The sequence below is a fragment of the Pseudomonas sp. fls2-241-R2A-110 genome (assembly GCF_030209165.1).
Lineage (GTDB): Bacteria > Pseudomonadota > Gammaproteobacteria > Pseudomonadales > Pseudomonadaceae > Aquipseudomonas.
Genome location: NZ_JARVSN010000024.1, coordinates 105689 through 127918 on the forward strand (window position 1 = coordinate 105689; position 22230 = coordinate 127918).

The 22230-nt window shown below is 58.9% G+C and carries 20 protein-coding genes; 10 read left to right on the forward strand and 10 right to left on the reverse strand.

Annotated features, from left to right (window positions below; all coding sequences use genetic code 11):
- Positions 1 to 138 precede the first annotated feature (138 nt).
- Positions 139 to 702, forward strand: a complete 564-nt coding sequence (gene ahpC / locus QRN31_RS20195; protein WP_046047429.1) for an alkyl hydroperoxide reductase subunit C — start codon at positions 139 to 141, stop codon at positions 700 to 702.
- Between the two features lie 122 nt (positions 703 to 824).
- Positions 825 to 2387, forward strand: a complete 1563-nt coding sequence (gene ahpF / locus QRN31_RS20200; protein WP_285434191.1) for an alkyl hydroperoxide reductase subunit F — start codon at positions 825 to 827, stop codon at positions 2385 to 2387.
- An 89-nt stretch (positions 2388 to 2476) separates the two neighbouring features.
- Here ahpF and gloA read toward each other — a convergent pair whose 3' ends face one another.
- Entirely contained in the window at positions 2477 to 2998 is a 522-nt protein-coding gene (gene gloA / locus QRN31_RS20205; RefSeq protein WP_285434051.1) for a lactoylglutathione lyase, read from the reverse strand.
- A 145-nt stretch (positions 2999 to 3143) separates the two neighbouring features.
- Here gloA and QRN31_RS20210 point away from each other — a divergent pair, with 145 nt between their 5' ends.
- A complete protein-coding gene (locus QRN31_RS20210) occupies positions 3144 to 3668 on the forward strand; it encodes a DUF4946 domain-containing protein (RefSeq protein ID WP_285434193.1) in 525 nt (174 codons plus the stop codon).
- A gap of 175 nt (positions 3669 to 3843) precedes the next feature.
- On the opposite strand, the gene QRN31_RS20215 is transcribed toward QRN31_RS20210, so the two are convergent.
- The 4 genes from QRN31_RS20215 to QRN31_RS20230 all read right to left on the reverse strand — a co-directional run bounded on the left by QRN31_RS20215 (position 3844) and on the right by QRN31_RS20230 (position 6966).
- Positions 3844 to 4209 carry a histone-like nucleoid-structuring protein, MvaT/MvaU family gene (locus tag QRN31_RS20215; protein WP_285434052.1) on the reverse strand — a complete coding sequence of 122 codons (366 nt, stop codon included), beginning with the start codon at positions 4207 to 4209 and terminating at the stop codon, positions 3844 to 3846.
- Positions 4193 to 4375, reverse strand: coding sequence for a hypothetical protein (locus QRN31_RS20220; protein ID WP_208668044.1), 183 nt, complete (start codon positions 4373 to 4375; stop codon positions 4193 to 4195). The genes QRN31_RS20215 and QRN31_RS20220 overlap by 17 nt, the downstream gene beginning before the upstream one ends.
- A gap of 68 nt (positions 4376 to 4443) precedes the next feature.
- Positions 4444 to 5979, reverse strand: coding sequence for an EAL domain-containing protein (locus tag QRN31_RS20225; protein WP_285434053.1), 1536 nt, complete (start codon positions 5977 to 5979; stop codon positions 4444 to 4446).
- A 114-nt stretch (positions 5980 to 6093) separates the two neighbouring features.
- The gene (locus QRN31_RS20230) at positions 6094 to 6966 is read right to left on the reverse strand and encodes a LysR family transcriptional regulator (protein ID WP_285434054.1); all 873 of its coding nucleotides are present in this window, start codon (positions 6964 to 6966) and stop codon (positions 6094 to 6096) included.
- Positions 6967 to 7042: 76 nt separating this feature from the next.
- On the opposite strand from QRN31_RS20230, the gene QRN31_RS20235 reads away from it, so the two are divergent.
- On the forward strand, positions 7043 to 7981 hold the full coding sequence (locus QRN31_RS20235; RefSeq protein ID WP_285434055.1) for a DMT family transporter: 939 nt from the start codon (positions 7043 to 7045) through the stop codon (positions 7979 to 7981).
- 250 nt (positions 7982 to 8231) lie between these two features.
- Entirely contained in the window at positions 8232 to 9308 is a 1077-nt protein-coding gene (gene hppD, locus QRN31_RS20240) for a 4-hydroxyphenylpyruvate dioxygenase (protein ID WP_285434056.1), read from the forward strand.
- A gap of 127 nt (positions 9309 to 9435) precedes the next feature.
- Here hppD and rarD read toward each other — a convergent pair whose 3' ends face one another.
- On the reverse strand, positions 9436 to 10317 hold the full coding sequence (gene rarD / locus QRN31_RS20245) for an EamA family transporter RarD (RefSeq protein ID WP_285434057.1): 882 nt from the start codon (positions 10315 to 10317) through the stop codon (positions 9436 to 9438).
- Positions 10318 to 10526: 209 nt separating this feature from the next.
- Positions 10527 to 11540: an aldo/keto reductase gene (locus QRN31_RS20250; RefSeq protein ID WP_285434058.1), complete on the reverse strand. Its 1014-nt coding sequence runs from the start codon at positions 11538 to 11540 to the stop codon at positions 10527 to 10529.
- A gap of 582 nt (positions 11541 to 12122) precedes the next feature.
- Here QRN31_RS20250 and QRN31_RS20255 point away from each other — a divergent pair.
- A complete protein-coding gene (locus QRN31_RS20255; protein WP_285434059.1) occupies positions 12123 to 12482 on the forward strand; it encodes a DUF6124 family protein in 360 nt (119 codons plus the stop codon).
- 144 nt (positions 12483 to 12626) lie between these two features.
- Here QRN31_RS20255 and QRN31_RS20260 read toward each other — a convergent pair whose 3' ends face one another.
- Positions 12627 to 13937, reverse strand: a complete 1311-nt coding sequence (locus QRN31_RS20260; protein WP_285434060.1) for an MFS transporter — start codon at positions 13935 to 13937, stop codon at positions 12627 to 12629.
- A 169-nt stretch (positions 13938 to 14106) separates the two neighbouring features.
- Between QRN31_RS20260 and QRN31_RS20265 the strand changes: the two genes are divergently transcribed.
- From QRN31_RS20265 to QRN31_RS20280, 4 genes are all read left to right on the forward strand, one after another.
- Entirely contained in the window at positions 14107 to 15225 is a 1119-nt protein-coding gene (locus QRN31_RS20265) for a sugar diacid recognition domain-containing protein (RefSeq protein WP_285434061.1), read from the forward strand.
- Between the two features lie 206 nt (positions 15226 to 15431).
- Complete coding sequence (locus QRN31_RS20270) at positions 15432 to 16574, forward strand: glycerate kinase (protein ID WP_285434062.1); 1143 nt, start codon at positions 15432 to 15434, stop codon at positions 16572 to 16574.
- Positions 16575 to 16909: 335 nt separating this feature from the next.
- Positions 16910 to 18535, forward strand: coding sequence for a methyl-accepting chemotaxis protein (locus tag QRN31_RS20275; protein WP_285434063.1), 1626 nt, complete (start codon positions 16910 to 16912; stop codon positions 18533 to 18535).
- A gap of 43 nt (positions 18536 to 18578) precedes the next feature.
- Positions 18579 to 19766, forward strand: coding sequence for a pyridoxal phosphate-dependent aminotransferase (locus QRN31_RS20280; RefSeq protein ID WP_285434064.1), 1188 nt, complete (start codon positions 18579 to 18581; stop codon positions 19764 to 19766).
- Between the two features lie 128 nt (positions 19767 to 19894).
- Here QRN31_RS20280 and QRN31_RS20285 read toward each other — a convergent pair whose 3' ends face one another.
- Positions 19895 to 20872 carry an NAD(P)-dependent oxidoreductase gene (locus QRN31_RS20285; protein ID WP_285434065.1) on the reverse strand — a complete coding sequence of 326 codons (978 nt, stop codon included), beginning with the start codon at positions 20870 to 20872 and terminating at the stop codon, positions 19895 to 19897.
- A gap of 21 nt (positions 20873 to 20893) precedes the next feature.
- A complete protein-coding gene (locus tag QRN31_RS20290; RefSeq protein WP_285434066.1) occupies positions 20894 to 22183 on the reverse strand; it encodes an MFS transporter in 1290 nt (429 codons plus the stop codon).
- Between the last annotated feature and the right edge of the window lie 47 nt (positions 22184 to 22230).

A 22230-nucleotide genomic window follows, 5' to 3' on the forward strand; every position in this document is an offset into this window, starting at 1 on the left:
TCTATTAATACTGTCCGCTAATAGCGAAAACCAATCAGCAGCATGAGCTTTGCCAATGAGCCAGGCGATGATCGAGTGGGTAGGATTCACCTCATCAACTTTTCAAACCAACTTTTCAAACCCGACGGAGAGTCATCGATGCCTATCATCAACAGCCAAGTTAAACCGTTCAAAGCTACCGCCTACAAAAATGGCGACTTCGTACAAGTGTCGGACGCTGACCTGAAAGGCAAGTGGTCTGTCGTGTTCTTCTACCCAGCCGACTTCACCTTTGTTTGCCCGACCGAACTGGAAGACCTGGCTGACAACTACGACGCGTTCCAGAAACTAGGCGTCGAGATCTACAGCGTTTCCACCGACACTCACTTTGCCCACGCTGCCTGGCACAACACCTCGCCAGCCATCGGCAAAATCCAGTACACCATGATCGGCGACCCGACTCATGCCATCTCCCGCAACTTCGACGTGCTGATCGAAGACGCCGGTCTGGCTGACCGTGGCACCTTCGTGATCAACCCTGAAGGCCAGATCAAAATCGTTGAACTCAACGATGGCGGCGTTGGCCGTGACGCTTCCGAGCTGCTGCGCAAAATCAAGGCTGCCCAGTACGTCGCTGCTCACCCAGGCCAGGTTTGCCCTGCCAAGTGGAAAGAAGGCGAGGCCACTCTGGCTCCGTCCCTGGACCTGGTCGGCAAGATCTAAGTCTGTGGATCGCATCATCAGGGCGGGTTTCCGCACCTAAGTAAGCCGCACCGCCCTATAAAACGCCCGGGCGAGATTCGCTCGGGCGTTTTTTTATGTCTCCGAAAAAGGAAATCGCCCGTATGTTGGACGCCAATCTAAAAGCCCAGTTGAAATCGTACCTGGAACGGGTCACCCAGCCGATCGAGATCGTTGCCTCCCTCGACGACGGTGCGAAATCCCAGGAAATGCTTGAACTGTTGAAAGACGTTGCCAGCCTTTCGACCCAAATTACCTTGCTCGACAACGGTGACGATGCGCGTAAACCATCGTTCTCGATCAATCGCCCGGGTGCCGATATCAGTCTGCGTTTCGCCGGCATCCCTATGGGCCATGAATTTACCTCGCTGGTGCTGGCCTTGCTGCAAGTTGGCGGCCACCCCTCGAAAGCCAGCGCAGAAGTGATCGAACAGATCCGCTCGCTCAAAGGCGAGTTCAGCTTCGAGACTTACTTCTCGCTGTCCTGCCAGAACTGCCCGGACGTGGTCCAGGCGTTGAACCTGATGGCAGTGCTGAACCCAAACATCCGTCACGTTGCTATCGACGGCGCGTTGTTCCAGGCCGAAGTTGATGATCGCCAGATCATGGCCGTGCCAAGCGTTTACCTCAACGGCGTGAACTTCGGCCAGGGCCGCATGGGCCTGGAGGAAATCCTCGCCAAGATCGACACCAGCGGCATCGAACGCCAGGCCGAGAAGATCAGCGCCAAGGAAGCCTTTGACGTACTGGTCGTCGGCGGTGGTCCGGCGGGTGCATCAGCTGCGATCTACGCGGCTCGCAAAGGCATTCGCACCGGCGTGGCGGCGGAGCGTTTTGGCGGGCAGGTGCTCGACACCATGGCCATCGAGAACTTCATCTCCGTGCAGGAAACCGAGGGGCCAAAACTGGCCGTGGCGCTGGAAGAACACGTCAAGCAATACGACGTCGACATCATGAACCTGCAACGCGCCGACAAGTTGCTGCCGGGCAAGAACGGCGAGCTGCACGAAGTCCGCTTCGCCAGTGGCGCGACGTTGAAAGCCAAGACCGTGATTCTGGCGACCGGGGCGCGCTGGCGTGAAATGAACGTGCCGGGCGAGCAGCAATACCGCAACAAGGGCGTGGCGTACTGCCCGCACTGTGACGGTCCGCTGTTCAAAGGCAAGCGGGTGGCGGTGATTGGCGGCGGTAACTCCGGCGTCGAAGCGGCCATCGACCTGGCGGGCATCGTGTCGCATGTGACCCTGCTGGAGTTCGACGTTCAGTTGCGCGCCGACGCAGTCTTGCAGCGCAAGTTGCACAGCCTGCCGAACGTCACCGTGATCACTAGTGCGCAAACCACTGAAGTGTTGGGCGATGGTCAGAAGGTCAATGGCCTGCGCTACAAGGATCGTCAGTCGGACGAGTTGCGCAATGTCGAATTGGAAGGGATCTTCGTGCAGATCGGTTTGCTGCCCAACACCGATTGGCTCAAAGGCACCATCGAGTTGTCGCCTCGCGGCGAGATCATCGTCGACGCTCGTGGTGAAACGTCGATGCCCGGTGTGTTCGCTGCCGGTGACGTCACCACAGTGCCGTACAAGCAGATCGTGATTGCGGTGGGCGAGGGCGCCAAAGCCTCGCTGAGCGCATTCGATCACTTGATCCGCACCTCGGCTCCGGCATAAAACCCGACGCTGAAAACACAAAACCCCATGAGCGATCATGGGGTTTTTTGTGCTGACTGATCGTTCCCAGAGGGGATCTGCGCTGAGTTTTACAGCGGCGCCGGCTGGATGATCTCGACCCAGTAAGCATCCGGGTCCTTGATAAAGGCCAGACTCTTCATGCGACCATCATTCAGGCGTTTCTGGAAATCGCAACCCAGTGCTTCGAAGCGTTCGCAAGCTGCACGAATGTCCGGCACGGAAATACAGATGTGGCCGAAGCCGCGTGGGTCGGTGTTGCCGTTGTGATAGGCGAAATCCGGGTCATTCTCGGTGCCGTGGTTGTGGGTCAGTTCGAGAATGCCGGGGATCGATTTCATCCATTCAGTGCGTGCCGCCGCGTCTGCCGGGATCAGGTTTTTATCAACCAGCGCCAGGAAGTACAGGCTGAATTCGGCTTCCGGGAAATCGCGTTTTTCCACCAGCGAGAAACCCAGCACGCGGGTGTAGAAATCCAGCGACTTGGTGATGTCCTTGACGCGCAGCATGGTGTGGTTGAAGACAAACTGCTGAGTGGCAGTGTCAGGTTGGGCAGTCACGCCAGGGAGTGTGTTCAATTCGTGCAGGCTCATGGGCCCTCCGGGAAATAAGTGGGGCTAACGAATGGCGACAATGATACGCAAGGGCTCAGACATCACCAAACCCAAACAGTCTGCTATTGCCTGACGGGTGGACGAGGCTCAGACTTTACGGTTCATTTTGTGAGTGTCCATTGCGATGATCCGATTCTGTCAATTCACCTGCGCCCTGTTTTGTCTGCTGTCAGCAGTCGCCAACGCTCACGCAGAAGCGCCTGTAGTGAGCTGGCCAACGGGCTGGGCAGTTGAGGCTGTCGCGCATGACGAGGCCAATACTGCGGTATCTCGCCAACGCGCGGCAAAAAATGACCAGGGAGGTACGCCGGTGTTGGTGATGGAGTTGACCATGACTCAAGTCGAACGCGGTCATCAGGTCAATCTGCAAGGCGTGTTGCTGGAAATGCGCAAATCAGTGCAGAAGGACTTCTTTCAAGGCGGCTATCAAAGCGTCTGCAACAAAATTCACCCGGCGACCTTGAGCCGGCTGTCGGCGTTGGAGACCACCTGCACGATTACCCAGAACGGTCGACATGTGCTGTCGCAAACTTTGGTTGCCGCGCTGGATGCCGATAAGGCCTATGTTCTTTCCTATGCGGGGCAGGCGGACGCTTATAAGGCAAGTCAGGATGAAATAGAGGCGACTCGTAACAGCTTGAAACTTTAGTTACAGGTGTTGCGAGACAGCAGATTTTGGAGTGAGCCGAAATTTTTAGATACCCAAAGGGATTAAGCACAAAGTTGGTGGCCAAGTAGCGAGTTAAGCCCTTCTAATCATTGCTTTTACAGGTGGCCCATAAAAAAGCCCTGCACTAGGCAGGGCTTTGTGTCGGCGCGAGTGTTTAGCCGCGCAGCCAGGAATCAACGGTAGCGGCACCGTATTGTTCCTTCCAGGCTTTCAGGCCACGGTGGTTACCACCCTTGGTTTCAATCAGCTCGCCGGTATGCGGATTCTGATAAACCTTGACCACACGAGCGCGGCGGGTTTTAGGCGCTTTTGCCTGTTGCAGACCGGTTTTTGACGGGTTCGGATCGAGAATGGCGATGATGTCCCGCAGGTTTTTGCCATAGGTTTTCATCAGCCCCTGGAGCTTTTCTTCGAATTCGATTTCTTTCTTGAGCCCGGCATCATTCTTCAGCGATTCCAGCTGCTTGAGCTGTTCTTGAAGGGCCTTTTCGGCGGCGCGGAATTCAGCGAGTCTGGACAATATCTTTACTCCAATAGTGTGTTTGGCTGATACCAACCGCAAACAAAGCTATAAGCCAAGAGCCTTGAAGCGACTCGGTGATAAGTGGCTCACCTGCCAATGTTGAGCAGGCATGAAAAATTGTAGTAGTTAAATGCCCAAGAGTAAATCCTGTCTTTTTCTTCATGTAACAACACTAATCTTTTGATTCAATTTGGTGCGTCGATTCGTGGCCCCATCCCGTAACCCTGCTAGTTAACGGTGGCTTAATGCATTAATGAATTGCGCGGCGGGCATTGGCCGGGCGAACAGATAACCTTGTAAGAAGTTCACCCCGTGAGCCGTCAGATAATCACTTTGCTCCTCGGTTTCCACGCCTTCGGCGACTATGCCCAGGTCAAGCTTGGCCGAGAGCTCGATAATGCTTTCCAAAATGTGCCGTGACAGCGCATCAGCACCGATCATCGCGACAAAACTTTGGTCGATTTTCAAGAAGTCGACATTGAACTGGCGCAGATAACCGAGACTTGAGTGACCGGTGCCAAAGTCGTCGATCGCAATTAACACGCCCAAGGCTTGGAGCTGCTCGAACAACTGGAGCGTAATGGGCATTGGCTCGATCAGTTCACGCTCGGTCAACTCCAGCACCAGTCTGACCGCGCCTGGCGCAAAAACAGCGAGAAACTCCCGGCAGTCGTCAACCAGTTCCAGGTCCTTGCAATGACTGGCGGTGATATTGATGCCGATGTGGAACGGTGCGCCGAACGAGCCGGCGACCGGCGCCAGCAACGCTGCGGTCTGTCGCATCAACGAGCGGGTCATCGGCACGATCAATCCCGAATGCTCGGCGAACGGGATGAACAGGTCCGGGCGCACCAAGCCTTCCTTGGGATGATGCCAGCGCATCAATACTTCGGCGCCGGACCATTTTTTGGTATCGCCATGCACTACCGGCTGGAAATAGGGAACGAACTCCTGCGCGTCCAGCGCGCGCTGCATTTCGTGGCTGGGGGATGATGAACGCTTTTGCAGAAAGTGCCCGATTGAACCGAATACCGCGCCGAAGAAGATCAGCAAACTGAACAGCGGCGGATATTCGCTAATCATGTAGCGCCAGGTTTCTCCTGCGGGGAAGCCGGCGGCGACGGTGAACGCGTAACGTGAAGACGTCAGTTTGCTTTCTGCCACTGGTAAGGCGGGCAGGGCCGTTTCGTGAACTTTGCCGTCTTCGGATAACCAGTCGGGGCCGACTTGCAGCAACAACTGTGTCTCGCGACCAATCAAACGCAAGACATTGCTCAAGTGATAACCGTCCAGGGTCGTCAATGCGCCCCGGTCACCGTCGTTGAGCCGATAGACCAATAACGCGGTGTCGGGAGTCACCGGGTTGCCATTCATGAGCCACAACTTGCCCTGGGTGTAATCGCCCGGATTGACCTTTTCCTGATAATCACCGAACAACGAACTGCAATAGACAGTGTTGTCCCACACCAGGTTGGTCGAGCGCACGAATGGACGGCGCGTGACCTGTTCGCGCAATGCCAGCTTGACGTCATTGCACGGTTGGCCAGCCAGCGGCAGCAAGACCTGCGCCGCCTGGGCCGTGTTGTCGAGCATCAGTTCGAATTGGCGAATGGCTTCTTCGGCTGTGAGCCCGGAGCTGTGCTTGAGTGCACGCTCCGCCTGCATGGACAGGATGGCAACACCCAACACCATCGGGAGCAGCGCGCTCAAAAGGGTGACAGCGATACGTTTGCTGCGTTTGCGGCGGCTTTTGACGTTCAGGGGCATTTGCGAAGCCTGTGACGGTGAAGTGTGGCTCTCAAATGCTGGCAGGACGACGACACGCCTCCCAAAAGAGTTCTGGTAACGGCCATGATAGATGGCCGTCGGCGGTTATGCCGCTCAACGGTTGTTCAGGCTTGAAGCCAGTTTGATAAACGCCAATGTCGCGGGCGACGATTGGCGCTGGTCGAGCACCGCCAGCCCGACCCGGCGAGTGACAGCGGGCGACAACGGTTTTTTCACGTAGCGGTCGTCGCTGTCGTCGGGCAATGAACCTTCGGCGACAACGGTCAAGGCATCGCCACGGCTCACGGTGTCCAGGGTGCTGAGCAACTGCGAGCAGCGATAGCGGATGTTCGGTGTGAGTCTGGCTGCACTGAACAAGCGTGACACCAGCTGCGAAGATCCGGCTTCGGTCAGCACGAACGGGTCGTGACACAAGTCGCTCAAGCTCAGGCTGTCGCGGCTGGCCAGCGGGTGATCATTGGGCAGCAACGCGACCAACTGATCCTCGATCAACATAACGGTGTCGAAACGGTCTTCGGGCAACACCACGAAACCGACATCGATTCGCCGCTCTTCGAGCCATTGAATCACCTGGCGGTCAGGACCTTCGTCAATGTGCACCTCAATGCCTGGGTGGGCACTGCGATAGTGCTGCAGGATCATCGGTAACAGTTTGATCGATGAGGTCGGGCCAAATGAACCGATGCGCAAGGTGCCGCTTTTCATGCCACGGGCATCGGCAGCTTCCTGGCGCAAGGTGTTGGCCAGGCCGAGCATCGCCCGGGCACGTAGTAAAAGCTGTTGGCCGATGTCACTCAATTCGACCTGGGACTGGTGTCGCCTGAGTAACTCGACGCCCAATTCCTGTTCCAGCGACTTCAAAGCGTGGGAGACCGCCGATTGGGAAATCCCCAACCGATTGGCCGCTGCCGTGAATCCGCGCAGTTCGGCGACGAGCGAGAAAATCTCGAGTTGAGTCAGAGTCATGAGCTTTTACTCATTTTACGATGATCGTGCATTAGGCGAATGATACGTGATCTGTCCGATCAAGGTTCCACGTCCAATGACTACCTGCGCACAAACGACGTCTTCGGACGTGCCGGTTTACCTGAAGCTCGCCGCCGTCACCATGATCTGGGGCGGGACCTTTGTCGCCGGACGGTTTCTGGCCGACAGCCTGACCCCGCTATTCGCGGCCAGCCTGAGATTTCTGCTGGCCAGCGTGGCGCTGCTGTTGTTTTTACTATTGGCCCGCGTGCCGTTGGCCAAACCGAGCCTCAAGCAGTGGCTGCAATTGGCGTTGCTGGGGTTCTTCGGGATCTTCTTCTACAACCTGTGCTTCTTTTATGGGCTGCATTACATCAACGCCTCAAGAGCGTCATTGATCGTCGCGCTGAACCCTGCGGTGATCGGACTCGCATCGTGGCTGCTGTTCAAGGAACGCTTGAGCCGAGCCAAAGTCGCCGGCATTGCGATCTGTATTGCCGGGGCGAGCCTGGTGATTGTCAGCCGAAACCCACTGCTGTTGGCCGGTAATGCCGATGCCTGGATTGGTGACTTGCTGATTTTCGGCTGCGTGCTTGGCTGGGGCGTTTACTCGCTGTGCTCCAAAGAGCTGAACCAGACGCTGGGGCCGGTGCAGACCGTGACGTATTCGATTCTGCTGGGCACGGCGATGCTGTGGATGACCAGTGCCGTGCGCGGTGAACTGAGTGCCGACGTGCTCTTAAGCCTCGGCCCGCAACAATGGTTGAGCCTGATGTACTTGGGCGTTTTAGGTTCGGCGCTGGCCTACATCGGCTATTACGACGGCATCCGCCAAATTGGCGCGACGCGTTCCGGGGTGTTCATCGCCTTGAACCCGCTGACAGCGGTCATCCTCGGTGCGCTGCTGCTGGACGAGCAAATGACGCTGGCGATGTGCCTGGGAGGAGGGCTGATCCTGGCGGGGATTTTCCTGTGCAACAAACCCCTTGCGCAGTTGAGGAAAAAGGGGATTTGATACAGAAGGCGGACAAACCTATTTACGCTGTGTAGAATCGGGTTACGCATACAATAATAAATCGTCTTCTGGCAGCAGAAGCCTCGCCCGCAAGAGCCTTGGGTCGACAATGAAGAGTTTTGGGTTTCAATTGATCTACGGTGACTTCCTCGCGCGCAGTGTGCGCGGCATCTCCTGCGCGCCACCCGCCGGCTTCAGCATTCTTAGCGACTAACGTTCCGTTAATTCTAAAAAATGATGAGGCGCCAAAATGGCAGATTTATACGAAAACCCAATGGGCCTGATGGGCTTTGAATTCATCGAATTCGCATCGCCGACCCCGAACACCCTGGAGCCGATCTTCGAGATCATGGGCTTCACCAAAGTCGCGACCCACCGCTCCAAAAACGTGCACCTGTATCGCCAGGGCCAGATCAACCTGATCCTCAACAACGAACCCCACAGCGTTGCTTCCTACTTCGCGGCTGAGCACGGCCCGTCCGTATGCGGCATGGCGTTCCGGGTCAAGGATTCGCAGCTGGCCTACAAGCGCGCACTGGAACTCGGCGCCCAGCCGATTCACATCGAAACCGGCCCGATGGAGCTGAACCTGCCAGCGATCAAAGGAATCGGCGGCGCGCCGCTGTACCTGATCGACCGTTTCGGTGAAGGCAGCTCGATCTATGACATCGACTTCGTGTTCATCGACGGCGTGGACCGCAACCCGGTCGGCGCTGGCCTGAAAATCATCGACCACCTGACTCACAACGTGTATCGCGGTCGCATGGCTTACTGGGCGAACTTCTACGAGAAGCTGTTCAACTTCCGCGAAATCCGTTACTTCGACATCAAGGGCGAATACACCGGGCTGACGTCCAAGGCGATGACCGCGCCGGACGGCATGATCCGCATCCCGCTGAACGAAGAGTCGTCCAAGGGCGCGGGGCAGATCGAAGAGTTCCTGATGCAGTTCAACGGTGAGGGCATCCAGCATGTGGCCTTCCTCAGCGATGACTTGATCAAGACCTGGGATCATCTGAAAAGCATCGGCATGCGCTTCATGACCGCGCCGCCAGAAACGTATTACGAGATGCTCGAAGGCCGTTTGCCTAACCATGGTGAGCCGGTTGATCAGCTGCAATCGCGTGGGATTCTGCTGGACGGTTCGTCCGAGTCGGGCGACAAGCGCCTGCTGCTGCAGATTTTCTCGGAGACCTTGATGGGCCCGGTGTTCTTCGAATTCATCCAGCGCAAAGGCGATGATGGTTTCGGTGAAGGCAACTTCAAGGCGCTGTTCGAATCGATCGAACGTGATCAGGTTCGTCGTGGCGTGCTCGCCACTGAGTAAGCCGCCACACCGCTAAACCTGTGGGAGCGGGCTTGCTCGCGAATGCAATTGTTCATTCAACATCTGAGTTGACTGACACGACGCCTTCGCGAGCAAGCCCGCTCCCACATTTGTTTTGTGTGTGGCTTTAAGGTTTGCGATGCCGGACCAGGTGTTTGAACCCTTCAAACATCAACACCACCACCGCCAGCCAGATCGGAATGTAGGTCAGCCATTCTCCAGGCTTGATGCTTTCCCCAAGCAGCAACGCGACGCCAAGCAGCAACACCGGCTCGACATAGCTCAACAGTCCGAAAAGGCTGAAGGGCAACAAGCGGCTGGCAATGATGTAGACCACCAGCGCCGACGCGCTGATCACCCCGAGTATCGGGATCAGCAGCGACAGCCACGGGTGTTGATCAAACACGCCGAAACCCTGCTCGCCACTCTGCACGAACCAGAACGCCACCGGCAGCATCAACGCCATGTCCAGCCACAGGCCGCCGAGGTTGTCCGCAGCCAAGCGCTTGCGCACGATGAAATACAGCGGATAACCGATGCACACCAGCAAGGTGGCCCAGGAAAACCCACCGACCTGATACACCTCGTTGACCACCCCGAGACAGGCCAGCACCACGGCGACTTTTTGCAAATAAGAGAGGCGATCGCCATAGGCGATCCGCCCGGTCAGCACCATGGTCAGCGGCAACAGGAAATAACCCAGCGACACATCCAGGCTATAGCCGTTAAGCGGCGCCCACATGAACAGCCAGAGCTGAACACCGAGCAGGGCCGCCGAGACGATCAGGCCAGCCATCAATTTTGGCGTGCTGGCAATGCGCCGAAAAATGTCGATCACGCGCTTCCATTCGCCGGACACCACCATGAACACAGTCATGCAGGGCACGGTCAGCAGCATGCGCCAGCCGAAAATTTCCACGCCGCTCAGGGGAGCGAGCAACGATGTGTAGTAATACATGACGGCAAACAGCACAGAGGCCGAGACCGATAAAGCGATACCTTTAGACAAACTGCCCTCGCGAGGTTGAACGTGAAACGGGCGCAGAGGATACGTGTTTTTTGTGCTGAATATTGGCCGGGTGATCGATATTTTCAACATCCCAGTGAATGTCAGACCGCTATCGCGAGCAGGCTCACTCCCACAGGGGTTTTGTGCGGGACACTGCATTTGTGTTCGACGCAAAGCTCATGTGGGAGCGGGCTTGCCCGCGATAAATCTCAAGTCGTGCGCGGTTTGCGCCCCGACACGAAATGGCTGACATCATTAAACCCCGGCGTCGAGGAATGCCCTGGCACCACCAGCGAATCAATGAACGCCTCGTCCTCGGCCGTGATCTTCACCGCCTGGGCTTTCGTGTAGGCATCCCACTGTTCTTCAGTTCGCGGCCCCACGATGGCCGAGGTGACGGCGCTGTTGTTCAACACCCAGGCAATGGCGAATTCGACAATGCCCACGCCACGCTCCTGCGTGTAGCGCTGAATCTGCTGGGCAATGCGCAACGACTCGACTCGCCATTCGGTTTCCAGAATGCGCTTGTCGGCCCGGCCCGCACGGCTGTTGGCATCGGGTTTCACGTCCGGCGCATATTTGCCGCTGAGCACGCCGCGCGCCAGCGGGCTGTAAGGCACCACGCCAAGGCCATAATTGTGCGCAGCGGTGATCTGCTCGGTTTCCACCTGACGGTTGACGATGTTGTACAGCGGCTGGCTGATCACCGGCCGGTCGACGCCCAACTGATCCGCCACACGAATCACCTCGGCGATGCGCCAGCCACGGTAGTTTGACAAGCCCCAATAACGAATCTTGCCCTGACGAATCAAGTCGCCAATCGCCGACACCGTCACTTCCAGCGGCGTGTTGTGGTCTTCGCGGTGCAGGTAATAGATGTCGAGATAGTCAGTGCCCAGGCGCGTCAGGCTGGCGTCGAGGCCGTTGAAAATGTGCTTGCGGCTCAAACCACTGCGGTTCGGAACGCCGTCCACCGGGCCAAAACCGACCTTGGTTGCCAGCACCCATTCGTGGCGGTTGCCGGCGATCGCTTCGCCGACGATCTCTTCGGAACGGCCGTTGGTGTAAACGTCCGCCGTGTCGATGAAATTGACGCCCTGGTCCCAGGCCTTGTCGATGATCCGCAGGGAATCTTCGGTGCTGGTCTGTTCGCCGAACATCATGGTGCCCAAGGTCAGGGTCGACACCTGTAAACCCGAATGACCCAGCGTGCGATAACTCATGACGAAATCCTTTTACCGGTGGGAGAAAGCCTCAATCAAATACCAGAACGGCGGTGTGGAGCAATCTGAATTATCGACAGAGGGCGCTGACAGCGCTCTTGCAGGAACGCTTTCAGCACCTTGGCCCGTTCCGAGACTTGAACCCGGTGAGGGCAAAATAGATGAATGGCACAGATTACCTTGCCGGTAATCGAACAACGTCAGCAATCGCCCGGCCTAAAGGCGAGTAATAAACAGCAATGTTTAACTGACACCTTCAGAAACTCTCTCAGACTACACATCCTTGCGCCGTTACCTACGACTGCGCCAGAATCCGCCGGCTTGTGCGCCTTGGGCCTGGGTTTTATCGTTTGTCCCGTCGCTGAAGAACAGCGATGGGGTTTGGTAGCCCGGGATTATTGTTAGGTGCACAGCACCACCTTTTTCAGAGTTTTCGTCTCTGATTTTTATGGTGGTCATGCGCAGGGCGCTTTCGGGCGCGCCGGTTTCCTAACGCCCGGTCTACCAACCTGAGCATGGCCGCCACCCACTCGTTTGGTAGCGAGGGTGATGGCTCCTTTTATCTTGTTAGGAGTTCCAACTATGTTCAAACCAACACCCAACCCACCAGCCCCCGACGACGTTTCCCCCTACGAATCCACCGATTCCAAAAAATTCAACGAAGCCGCCGACCGCGCTCTCGACCATTACCTCAATCCCGCCAAGGCACCACCCCCAAGAAAACCCAGCACGATGTTCCTCATCGCACCCGATATCGATTCGGAAAGCCTGTTGGCTCACGCCTGCGAGTCCATGGCCTCGGCGAGTGTGATGGCGAGTGATTTTGCCGGGGAGTTGCACGGGCCGCAGCGCCACAAGATGCTGGCGTTGCAGCAGATCATCATGCTGGGCGAGTTGGCGGTGAACCGGGCGCTGGATAACGTCGATCCGCAGAACGCTTGACGAGATCGTTCCCACGTCGAGGCGTCGAACCGTCCGCGTGGGAATGCAGCCCGGGACGCTCCGCGTCCCTATCGAGAGCTGGAACGCGGAGCGTCCCTTGATGCATTCCCACGCGGAGCGTGGGAACGATTATTAGTACGATCATTACACCCGCAACGTTCGCGTCATGCGCAGCGCCAGCAAGCTGCCGCACACAATCACTCCCGCCAGCAGATACAACGCCGCATCGGTCGAGCCGGTGCTGTCCTTGACCCAACCCACGAGGTACGGGCTGAGGAAACCCGCCATCTGCCCCATGGAGTTGATCAACGCCAGACCGCCCGCCGCCGCACCCGCGCTCAGCAGCGCCGTCGGCACCGGCCAGAACATCGGCAAGCCGGTGAGGGCGCCCATGGTGGCGATGGTCAGGCCGAGAATCGCGATGGCCGGCGTCGTGGCGAAGTTCACGGCGATCAGCAGACCGACCGCGCCCATCAGCATCGGCACCACCAAATGCCAGCGACGTTCTTTGCGCAGGTCCGCCGAGCGACCGACCATCAACATGAACACCGCCGCCAGCAGGTACGGAATCGCACTCAACCAGCCGATCACCAGGTTGTCGCTGAAACCGAGGTTCTTGATGATCGACGGCAGCCAGAAGTTGATCGCGTAGACGCCGCTCTGGATGCAGAAGTAGATCAAGCCAAAGGCCCAGATCGCCGGGTTCTTGAACACGGCCAGCAGCGAGTCGGTGGTGGTTTTCGGTTTGTTGGCCAGGTCCTCGGCGTGGTCGGCTTCCAGCACCGAACGCTCGAACGGTGTGAGCCATTTGGCGTTGGCGTAGCTGTCGCTGAGCAGGAAGTAGGCGAGGGCACCGAGGATCACGGTCGGGATGCCTTGCAACAGGAACATCCACTGCCAGCCGGCCAAACCGGCCTGACCTGCGCCGAAGTGGTTGAGGATCCAGCCGGAGAACGGACTGCCGAGCAGGCCGGACACCGGGATCGCCGACATGAACAGCGCCATGATGCGGCCACGGCGGAAGGTCGGGAACCACTGCGAGAGGTAAAGCACCACACCCGGAAAGAACCCGGCTTCAGCCGCGCCAGTGAACAGGCGCAAGGTGTAGAACTCGGTCGGTGTGGTGACGAACAGCAGGCAGGTCGACAGCGAGCCCCAGACCATCATCATCAGCGCAATCCAGCGCCGTGGGCCGAATTTGGTCAGCGCCAGGTTGCTCGGCACGCCGCACAGCACGTAGCCGATGAAGAAGATCCCGGCGCCGAGGCCGTACACGGTTTCGCTGAATTTCAGCGCGTCGAGCATCTGCAGTTTGGCGAATCCAACGTTGACCCGGTCGAGGTAGTTGAACAGGTAGCAGATGAAGATGAAGGGGATCAAACGCAGGGTAATGCGTTTGTAGACGGCGTTTTTTTCGTCAACGATGGCCTGGGTAGCGGCGGCGCTCTGTGACATGGCGGGCTCTCTCATTATTATGATTTTTTGTGATGCAACGGGTAAGTTGATCGCCCAGAGAGTCTCGACCACCCTGATGGTTGTTGTCTTTGTGCCTGAGCACAGGGTTTATCAGCCAGCCCTGTGCGGCTGAACAACCGTCCTACCAGCGTTTTCAAGGATCCCCATTATGTTCGAACTCGATCACGACCTGGCCCAGGACATCGTCGACCGGGCGATGGCCATTCTGCCGTACAACGTCAACGTCATGGACAGTCAGGGGTTGATTCTGGGCAGCGGCGAACCGGAGCGCATCAACACTCGCCACGAAGGCGCGCAACTGGTGCTGGCCAACGGGCGAGTGGTGGAAATCGACGCGCAAACGGCGATTCATCTCAAAGGCGTGCAGCCGGGGATCAACCTGCCGCTGTTGCTCGATCAGCGCTTGATCGGCGTGCTGGGCATCACCGGCGAACCCGAGCAACTGCGCACGTACGCCGAGCTTGTGCGTATGACCGCCGAGATGTTGGTCGGTCAGCGCAATCAGCAGGCCGAGCAGCAGTGGCGGCGTCAGCGTTGCGATGATTTGCTGGCGTTGCTGTTGAGCGAGGCGGGGGATTCGCCGCGTTTGCTGGACGAGGCGCAGCAATTGGGGCTCAAGCCGCAATTGACGCGGGTGCCTTATCTGTTCGAGTTGGGCATGGAACACGGGCCGGGGCAAACCGTCGAGGCGCTCAGCGCCTGGCTGACTTCGCGTTACCCGGACAGTTGGTGCGTGAGTTCGGCCAAGTCCTCGCTGCTGTGGTGCCGCCCGGCGACCCAGACAATCGAGAATGATCGACTGCTGGAAAAACTCGATGGCCTGGGCTGGAACATTTTGCGCATTGCGGTGGGCGGGCAGGCGGATGGACTGTCGGGGCTGCGCCGTTGCTATCGGCGTGTCGGCGACTTGCTGGCCTATGGTCGCGATGTGTTGCCGCATTCGCGCTTGCTCACGCTCAACCGTTATCGACTGCCGGTGATGCTCTGGCGTCACCGCAATGACGATGCGCTGGATGAATTGCTCAAACCGCTGCGCCAGGTCATCGCCAAGGACGGTAACGGTCAGTTGCTGGCGACCTTGCGCAGTTGGTGTGAGCACGATGGGCAGAGCCAGGCGTGTGCCGATGCATTGGGGATTCATCGCAACAGTCTGCGCTATCGGATGGAGCGGATTGCCGAGCTGAGCGGGGTTGATCCGCTGAAGCTGGATGGCATGCTGGCGTTGTACCTGGGTGTTCAGCTTTTGCCGCAAACCGACGCTCCGTAGGTGTATGACTTTGGGATGGGGGCGATCTTGAGGACGGTATCGCGAGCAGGCTCGCGATGGCAGACCACCAGCCAACATCGATGTCGGGTCGGAAAATACGGTTTTGTGAAAATGAACAATAATCGTCATGCCCGCTTGTGCAGCGGACTGGCGTTATTGTCCGGGGCTGCTGGCAGCATGGAGCGCATTGGAACTGGAGAATTCGCATGAAAATCGTCATCGCCCCCGATTCGTTCAAAGACAGCCTCAGTGCCCAGGGTGTGGCCGACGCGATTGCGCTCGGACTGGCTGAGGTCTGGCCTGATGCGCAACTGATCAAATGTCCGATGGCCGATGGCGGCGAAGGGACGGTCGAGTCGATTCTGGCGGCGTGCGAAGGCCAATTGCGCCGTACCACGGTGCGTGGTCCGCTCGGTGTGTCAGTCGATGCCGCGTGGGGCTGGTTGCCGCACAACCACACCGCGATCATCGAAATGGCCGAGGCCAGCGGCCTGCAATTGGTCGCGCCGGGCAAACGCGATGCCTGCACCAGCAGCACGTTCGGCACTGGCGAACTGATTCGCGCCGCGCTAGACGCCGGGGCACAACGGGTGATCCTGGCGATTGGCGGCAGCGCCACCAACGACGGCGGTGCCGGAGCGATGCAGGCATTGGGCGTGAAGCTGCTGGACGCTCAAGGGCAAACGCTGGCGCCGGGCGGTTTGGCGCTGGCGCAACTGGCCCACATCGACCTGAGTGAAATCGACCCGCGATTGAGCGAGGTGCAATTCGACATTGCAGCCGACGTCAACAATCCCCTGTGCGGCCCCCACGGCGCTTCTGCGATTTTTGGTCCGCAAAAAGGAGCATCGCCCGAACAGGTGCAGCAACTGGACGCAGCTCTTGGACACTTCGCCCGCTTGTGCGCCCAGGCATTGGGCAAAGACGTCAAGGACGAACCGGGCAGCGGCGCGGCAGGTGGTTTGGGCTTCGCGGCCAAGGCGTTTCTGAAGGCGCAATTCAAGGCCGGCGTGGAAGTCGTCGCCGAACTGGTCGGGCTGGCCGAAGCCGTGAAGGGCGCCGACCTGGTCATCACCGGGGAAGGGCGTTTCGATGCCCAGACGCTGCGCGGCAAAACCCCGTTCGGCGTGGCGCGTATTGCCCGGGAGCAGGGCGTGCCGGTGATTGTCATCGCCGGAACCTTGGGCGAGGGTTACCAGGACCTGTACGAACATGGCATCGATGCCGCGTTTGCCTTGGCCAGTGGGCCGATGACGCTGGAGCAAGCGTGTGCCGAGGCGCCACGCTTATTGCGCGATCGTGCCAGCGATATCGCGCGAGTATGGCGAATGGCGACGCGCCAGGCCTGACGAATACCTGTCAGGCAAGTGCAATTTCTGTGGGAGCGGGCTGGCCCGCGAAGAAGGCGCGTCAGTGACATTAATGGTGCCTGACACACCGCATTCGCGGGCAAGCCCGCTCCTACAGGTTTTGGCTATTGAGTGTTTCATGGACGAAGCACGTGAAACGTTTTGAAATATTTTTCGACAGCCCCCTGCAAAAAACCTCATCCCCTGCCGATACAGCCAATAGGCGCGCAAAAACCAATTACAACAGCGCCGCCAAACTGAAAACGCGCGCCACCGCCCGCCCTTCAGTGATCACGGCATGGATGCTCGAAGCCTCAATCACCGAGTATCTTGCTATGTCACTGCGTAACCTGAATATCGCGCCTCGAGCTTTCCTGGGTTTTGCCTTCATTGCCTTGCTCGTGATCGGGCTGGGTGTATTCGCCGTGAGCCGCATGTCGGTCATTCGCCAGGCTTCCGTCGACATGGAAAGCACGCAGCTGCCCAGTGTCGGCTATCTGGGCAACCTGACCGAAAACGTTCTGCGCCTGCGCATCCTTTCCTTCCGGGTGTTGGTCAACCGTGACGCGAGCGCGTTGCAGGAAGCGCAAACCCGTATCGGTGCGCTGGTCGACAAGGTGCGTACCGCGCAATCCAGTTATGCCGCGTTACCCGCCAGCCCCGAAGAAGCTGCGCTGTACAAGACCTTCACGGCGACGCTGGACAATTACATGCAAGCCCAGAATCAGATGCTGGAGCTGTCGCGACAGAACAAGCTCGATGAGATGCGTGCCTTGATCAATACACGGATCAAGGACGGCACCGATCAGATGGGCGAGCAGTTGAACAAACTGGTCGCCCTGAACAACAGCGATGCCAAATCGGCGTCCGTCGAAGCGGGCGAACATTACAGCAGCGCGATTACCGGCATCGTCGCGGTGGCGGTCATTGCTGCGCTGCTCACCGTATTGCTCGCCTGGCTGCTGACCCGCAGTATCGTCTCGCCGCTGAACCGCGCGTTGCAGGTGGCCCAGACCATTGCCGGTGGCAACCTGACCACCGTCATCGAAATCGATGGGCAAGACGAACCGGCCCGTTTGCTTGGCGCCTTGTCCGGGATGCAGGCCAACCTGCGCAAAACCATCGAACAGATCGCCGGTTCCGCGACCCAGCTGGGCGCGGCCGCCGAAGAACTCAGTACCGTGACCCAGGAAGCGTCCCGGGGCATGCAGCAACAGAATAACGAAATCGAACAAGCGGCCACGGCGGTCAACGAAATGACCGCCGCCGTGGAAGAAGTGGCGCGCAATGCGGTGTCGACATCCGAAGCCTCGAACCAGTCGACCCAGGCCGCACGCGAAGGCCGTGACCGTGTGGTGGAAACCGTCAACGCCATCCAGACCATGACCCACGACGTGCAAAACACCTCGCTGATGATCGAAGGCCTGGCCACTCAGGGCCGCGACATCGGCAAAGTGCTGGACGTGATCCGCGCCATCGCCGAGCAGACCAATCTGCTGGCACTCAACGCCGCCATCGAAGCCGCCCGTGCCGGTGAAGCCGGGCGCGGTTTTGCCGTGGTGGCGGACGAAGTCCGGGCCCTGGCCCATCGCACTGCGCAGTCGACCCAGGAAATCGAAAAAATGGTCGCCGGTATTCAGAACGGTACAGGTGAAGCGGTCTCGTCGATGGCGCAAAGCAATCAGCGCACCCAAAGCACCCTGGAAATGGCCCGCGCCGCCGGTGTCGCGCTGGAGCAGATCACCCAGTCGATCCACTTGATCAACGAGCGCAACCTGGTGATCGCCAGCGCCTCGGAAGAACAGGCCCAGGTGTCCCGCGAAGTCGACCGCAACCTGGTGAACATCCGCGATCTGGCCACCCAGTCCGCCGCCGGTGCCAACCAGACCAGCGCTGCCACCCATGAACTGTCGCGGCTTGCGGTGAATTTGAATGCGATGGTGGCGCGCTTTGTGATTTGAGGTAGGGTTGAGGTTTGGAGTCCGCGCGCGACAGGAGAATGACATGCGCTATTCAGCCTTGACCCAACGAATCGCCGGCGACGGAGCGGCAGTCTGGCAGATTCATGACCGAGCGCTGGAAATGCGCGAACAAGGAATCGATGTATTGTTGCTGTCGATCGGCGATCCGGATTTCGACACGCCGAAGCCCATCGTCCAGGCGGCCATCGACAGCCTGCACGCCGGCGACACGCATTACCCGGAGGTGCGCGGCAGTCGTGGACTGCGCAGCAGCATCGCCCGTCGCCATCGTCAACGCAGTGGCCAGACGGTGGACGCCGATCATGTGATCGTGTTCCCGGGAGCGCAGTGCGCCGTGTATTCGGTTGCGCAATGCCTGCTCGATCCGGGCGATGAAGTGATCGTTGCCGAGCCGATGTACGTGACCTATGAAGGCGTGTTTGGCGCCTGCGGGGCCAAAGTGGTACCGGTGGCGGTGCGTCCGCAGAACGGCTTTCGGGTCGACCCGGCGGATGTCGCGGCACTGATCACGCCGAAAACCCGCGTCATCCTGCTCAACAGTCCGAACAATCCATCCGGTGCCAGTTTGCCGCTCGACACGTGGCGCGCGCTGGCCGCGTTATGTGTGCGCCATGATCTGTGGCTGATCAGCGATGAGGTCTACAGCGATCTGTTGTTCGAGGGCGAGCACACCAGCCCCGCCAGTTTGCCGGGCATGGCCGAGCGCACCGCGACCATCAATAGCCTGTCCAAATCCCATGCCATGAGCGGCTGGCGGGTGGGCTGGTCGATCGGTCCGAAAACCTTGGCCGAGCATCTGGTGAATTTGTCGTTGTGCATGTTGTTCGGCATTCCGGATTTTATTCAGAACGCGGCGCAATTGGCATTGGACGAAGACTTGCCGGAGGTGGCGCAGATGCGCGAGGAATATCGCCAGCGTCGCGATCTGGTGTGTTCGATGTTGGATGGCAGTGCCGGGATTCGTGCAATCAAACCTGACGGCGGAATGTTTGTGATGGTCGACGTGCGCCCGACCGGGTTGTGCGCCCAGCGATTTGCCGAGCGACTGCTGGAGGGATACGGCGTGTCGGTGTTGGCCGGCGAGGCGTTCGGACCGAGTGCGGCGGGGCATATTCGCATCGGACTGGTGGTGGATCAGTTGAAGCTGGCGGATGCGTGCCAGCGGATTGCATCGTGCGCGGAGCAACTGCTGGAGGCGCGGCGAGCCTGACCAGCGCTCCAGATCGTTCCCACGCTCTGCGTGGGAATGCATCTGGGGACGCTCCGCGTCCCATGTGACGCAGAGCGTCACGGGCTGCATTCCCACGCGGACGGTTCGACGCCTCGACGTGGGAACGATCAGTCCTGCCAAGCCCCGGCATTCACCAGATTCTTCGGTCGCTCACCCGCCAACGCCATCAGCAGATTATCCACCGCGCACCTGGCCATCGCCTCGCGTGTTTCATGGGTTGCCGAACCCATGTGCGGCGTCGCCACCACGTTGTTCAACGTCAACAACGGCGAATCCGTCTGCAGCGGCTCACGCTCAAACACATCCAGCCCGGCAGCACGAATCTGCCCGGTCCGCAGCGCTTCAATCAGTGCCGTTTCGTCCACCACCTTGCCCCGGGAAATATTGATGAAAATGCTCTCGGGCCGCATCAGGGCGAATTCCTCGGCGCCAATCAAGCCTTCAGTTTCAGCCGTCAGCGGCAACGTCAGGCAAATGAAATCGGCCTGCTGCAACAACTCCGTGAGGCTGCGGTATTGAGCATTGAAGCGCTGCTCAACCGCGGGTTTCGGTGAATGGCTGTGATAGATCACCGGCATGCCAAAGCCGAAATGTCCGCGCTGGGCCAACGCCTCACCGATGCGCCCCATGCCGATGATGCCCAACGTTTTGCCATGCACGTCCGTGCCGAAATGCACCGGGCCGATGTTGCGCTGCCATTGGCCGGCGCGAACCATGTTCGCCAGTTCCACCACGCGCCGGGCCGTGGCCAGGATCAGTGCGAAACCGGTGTCGGCGGTGGTTTCGGTCAGCACGTCAGGGGTGTTGCTGAGCAGGATCCGGCGCTCGGTCAGGTAGTCGATGTCGTAATTGTCGACACCGACGGAGACGCTGGCGATGGCTTCCAGATGCGGCGCCAGGTCCAGCAATTGCGCATCCAGTTTCAGGCTCGCACCGAGCAAACCCTGGGCCCGGGGCAGGGCGTCGCGCAGTTGCGCGATGCCCTCCGGGTTGAGGTTGTCGATCAGCGTCACGTCGGCGTGCTCATGCAGGCGCGCCATCAGCAGCGGAGAAAGTTTCTTGTACAGCACAACCTGCTTTTTCATCGTCATCGTCTCAACTTCAATTCAAGGGTGAGCAGTCGCGGGCCGCTGCGCAGCCACGACCCGGTCACTGGCACCGGGCTTGAGGAAAATCGTCAACACCACCGAGAGCATCAACGCGCCGCTCATCAACAGATAAGACGCACCCGGAGATCCCGTGGAACTGTTCAGGTAACCCACCAGATACGAACCACCAAACGAACCCAGTGCGCCCATGCTGTTGATCAGCGCCATCGCGCCACCCGCGACGTTGGCCGGAAGGATTTCGGGAACGATGGCGAAGAACGGTCCGTAAGGCGCATACATGCAGGCGCCAGCGATGACCAATAGGGTGTAGGACCACCAGAAATGTTCGGCGCCCAAGGCGTAGGAACCGTAGAACGCGATCGAGGCAATCAGCAGCGGCGGCCAGACGAAACGTTTGCGTTTCTGCAGTTTGTCCGAACCCCAGGACACCAGCAGCATGCCGATCACGGCCGCCAGATACGGCAGCGCCGAAAGCCAGCCGGCCTCGATCATGTCCATCTGCGCACCGGCCTTGAGGATCGACGGCAGCCACAACACGAAACCGTAGACACCAATGCTCCAGCAGAAAAACTGCAAGGCCAGGATGATGACTTTCGGTGAGCGGAAAGCTTCGGCGTAGTTCTTCACGGCTTTGATGCCGACCTGCTCGGCGGCGAGGGCGCTTTGCAGATCCTGCTTCTCTTGTTCGGTCAGCCATTTGGCCTGGGCCGGACGATCATCGGCCAGGCGCCACCAGATAAAGGCCCACAGCACCGCCGGCAACCCTTCGATGATGAACATCCAGCGCCAGCTGAAATGCTGCACCAGATAACCCGACACCACCGACATCCAGAGCATGGTCACCGGGTTGCCGAGGATCAAAAAGGTGTTGGCGCGCGAGCGTTCGGCACGGGTGAACCAGTGGCACAGGTACACCAGCATTGCTGGCATCACGGCGGCTTCGACCACGCCGAGCATGAAGCGAATCACCACCAGCCAATAGGCGTTGGAAACGATCCCGGTCAACGTGGCCAGGCCGCCCCAGAGGATCAGGCTGACGAAGATGAGCTTTTTCACACTGTGTTTCTGGGCATAGATTGCGCCCGGCACCTGGAAGAAAAAGTAGCCAAGGAAGAACAGTGCGCCGAGCATCGACGACAGGCCCGGCGTGATCATCAGGTCGGCGGCCATGCCCGAGGCGGCGGCGAATCCATAATTGGCGCGGTCCAGATACGCCAGGCTGTAGGTGATGAAAACGATGGGCATGATGTACCACCAACGGCGGGCGGCGAGTGTTGCGGTTTTCATAGTGGTGCTCCTGAGCTTGTTGTTTTTGTCGCAGCAGGTAACGGTTT

Bases quoted from the DNA above. Each gene is read 5' to 3' on its own strand.
- ahpC (WP_046047429.1), top strand. From the start codon at position 139: ATGCCTATCATCAACAGCCAAGTTAAACCGTTCAAAGCTACCGCCTAC.
- ahpF (WP_285434191.1), top strand. From the start codon at position 825: ATGTTGGACGCCAATCTAAAAGCCCAGTTGAAATCGTACCTGGAACGG.
- gloA (WP_285434051.1), bottom strand. From the start codon at position 2,998: ATGAGCCTGCACGAATTGAACACACTCCCTGGCGTGACTGCCCAACCT.
- QRN31_RS20210 (WP_285434193.1), top strand. From the start codon at position 3,144: ATGATCCGATTCTGTCAATTCACCTGCGCCCTGTTTTGTCTGCTGTCA.
- QRN31_RS20220 (WP_208668044.1), bottom strand. From the start codon at position 4,375: ATGAAGAAAAAGACAGGATTTACTCTTGGGCATTTAACTACTACAATT.
- QRN31_RS20225 (WP_285434053.1), bottom strand. From the start codon at position 5,979: ATGCCCCTGAACGTCAAAAGCCGCCGCAAACGCAGCAAACGTATCGCT.
- QRN31_RS20230 (WP_285434054.1), bottom strand. From the start codon at position 6,966: ATGACTCTGACTCAACTCGAGATTTTCTCGCTCGTCGCCGAACTGCGC.
- QRN31_RS20235 (WP_285434055.1), top strand. From the start codon at position 7,043: ATGACTACCTGCGCACAAACGACGTCTTCGGACGTGCCGGTTTACCTG.
- hppD (WP_285434056.1), top strand. From the start codon at position 8,232: ATGGCAGATTTATACGAAAACCCAATGGGCCTGATGGGCTTTGAATTC.
- QRN31_RS20250 (WP_285434058.1), bottom strand. From the start codon at position 11,540: ATGAGTTATCGCACGCTGGGTCATTCGGGTTTACAGGTGTCGACCCTG.
- QRN31_RS20255 (WP_285434059.1), top strand. From the start codon at position 12,123: ATGTTCAAACCAACACCCAACCCACCAGCCCCCGACGACGTTTCCCCC.
- QRN31_RS20260 (WP_285434060.1), bottom strand. From the start codon at position 13,937: ATGTCACAGAGCGCCGCCGCTACCCAGGCCATCGTTGACGAAAAAAAC.
- QRN31_RS20265 (WP_285434061.1), top strand. From the start codon at position 14,107: ATGTTCGAACTCGATCACGACCTGGCCCAGGACATCGTCGACCGGGCG.
- QRN31_RS20270 (WP_285434062.1), top strand. From the start codon at position 15,432: ATGAAAATCGTCATCGCCCCCGATTCGTTCAAAGACAGCCTCAGTGCC.
- QRN31_RS20275 (WP_285434063.1), top strand. From the start codon at position 16,910: ATGTCACTGCGTAACCTGAATATCGCGCCTCGAGCTTTCCTGGGTTTT.
- QRN31_RS20280 (WP_285434064.1), top strand. From the start codon at position 18,579: ATGCGCTATTCAGCCTTGACCCAACGAATCGCCGGCGACGGAGCGGCA.
- QRN31_RS20285 (WP_285434065.1), bottom strand. From the start codon at position 20,872: ATGAAAAAGCAGGTTGTGCTGTACAAGAAACTTTCTCCGCTGCTGATG.
- QRN31_RS20290 (WP_285434066.1), bottom strand. From the start codon at position 22,183: ATGAAAACCGCAACACTCGCCGCCCGCCGTTGGTGGTACATCATGCCC.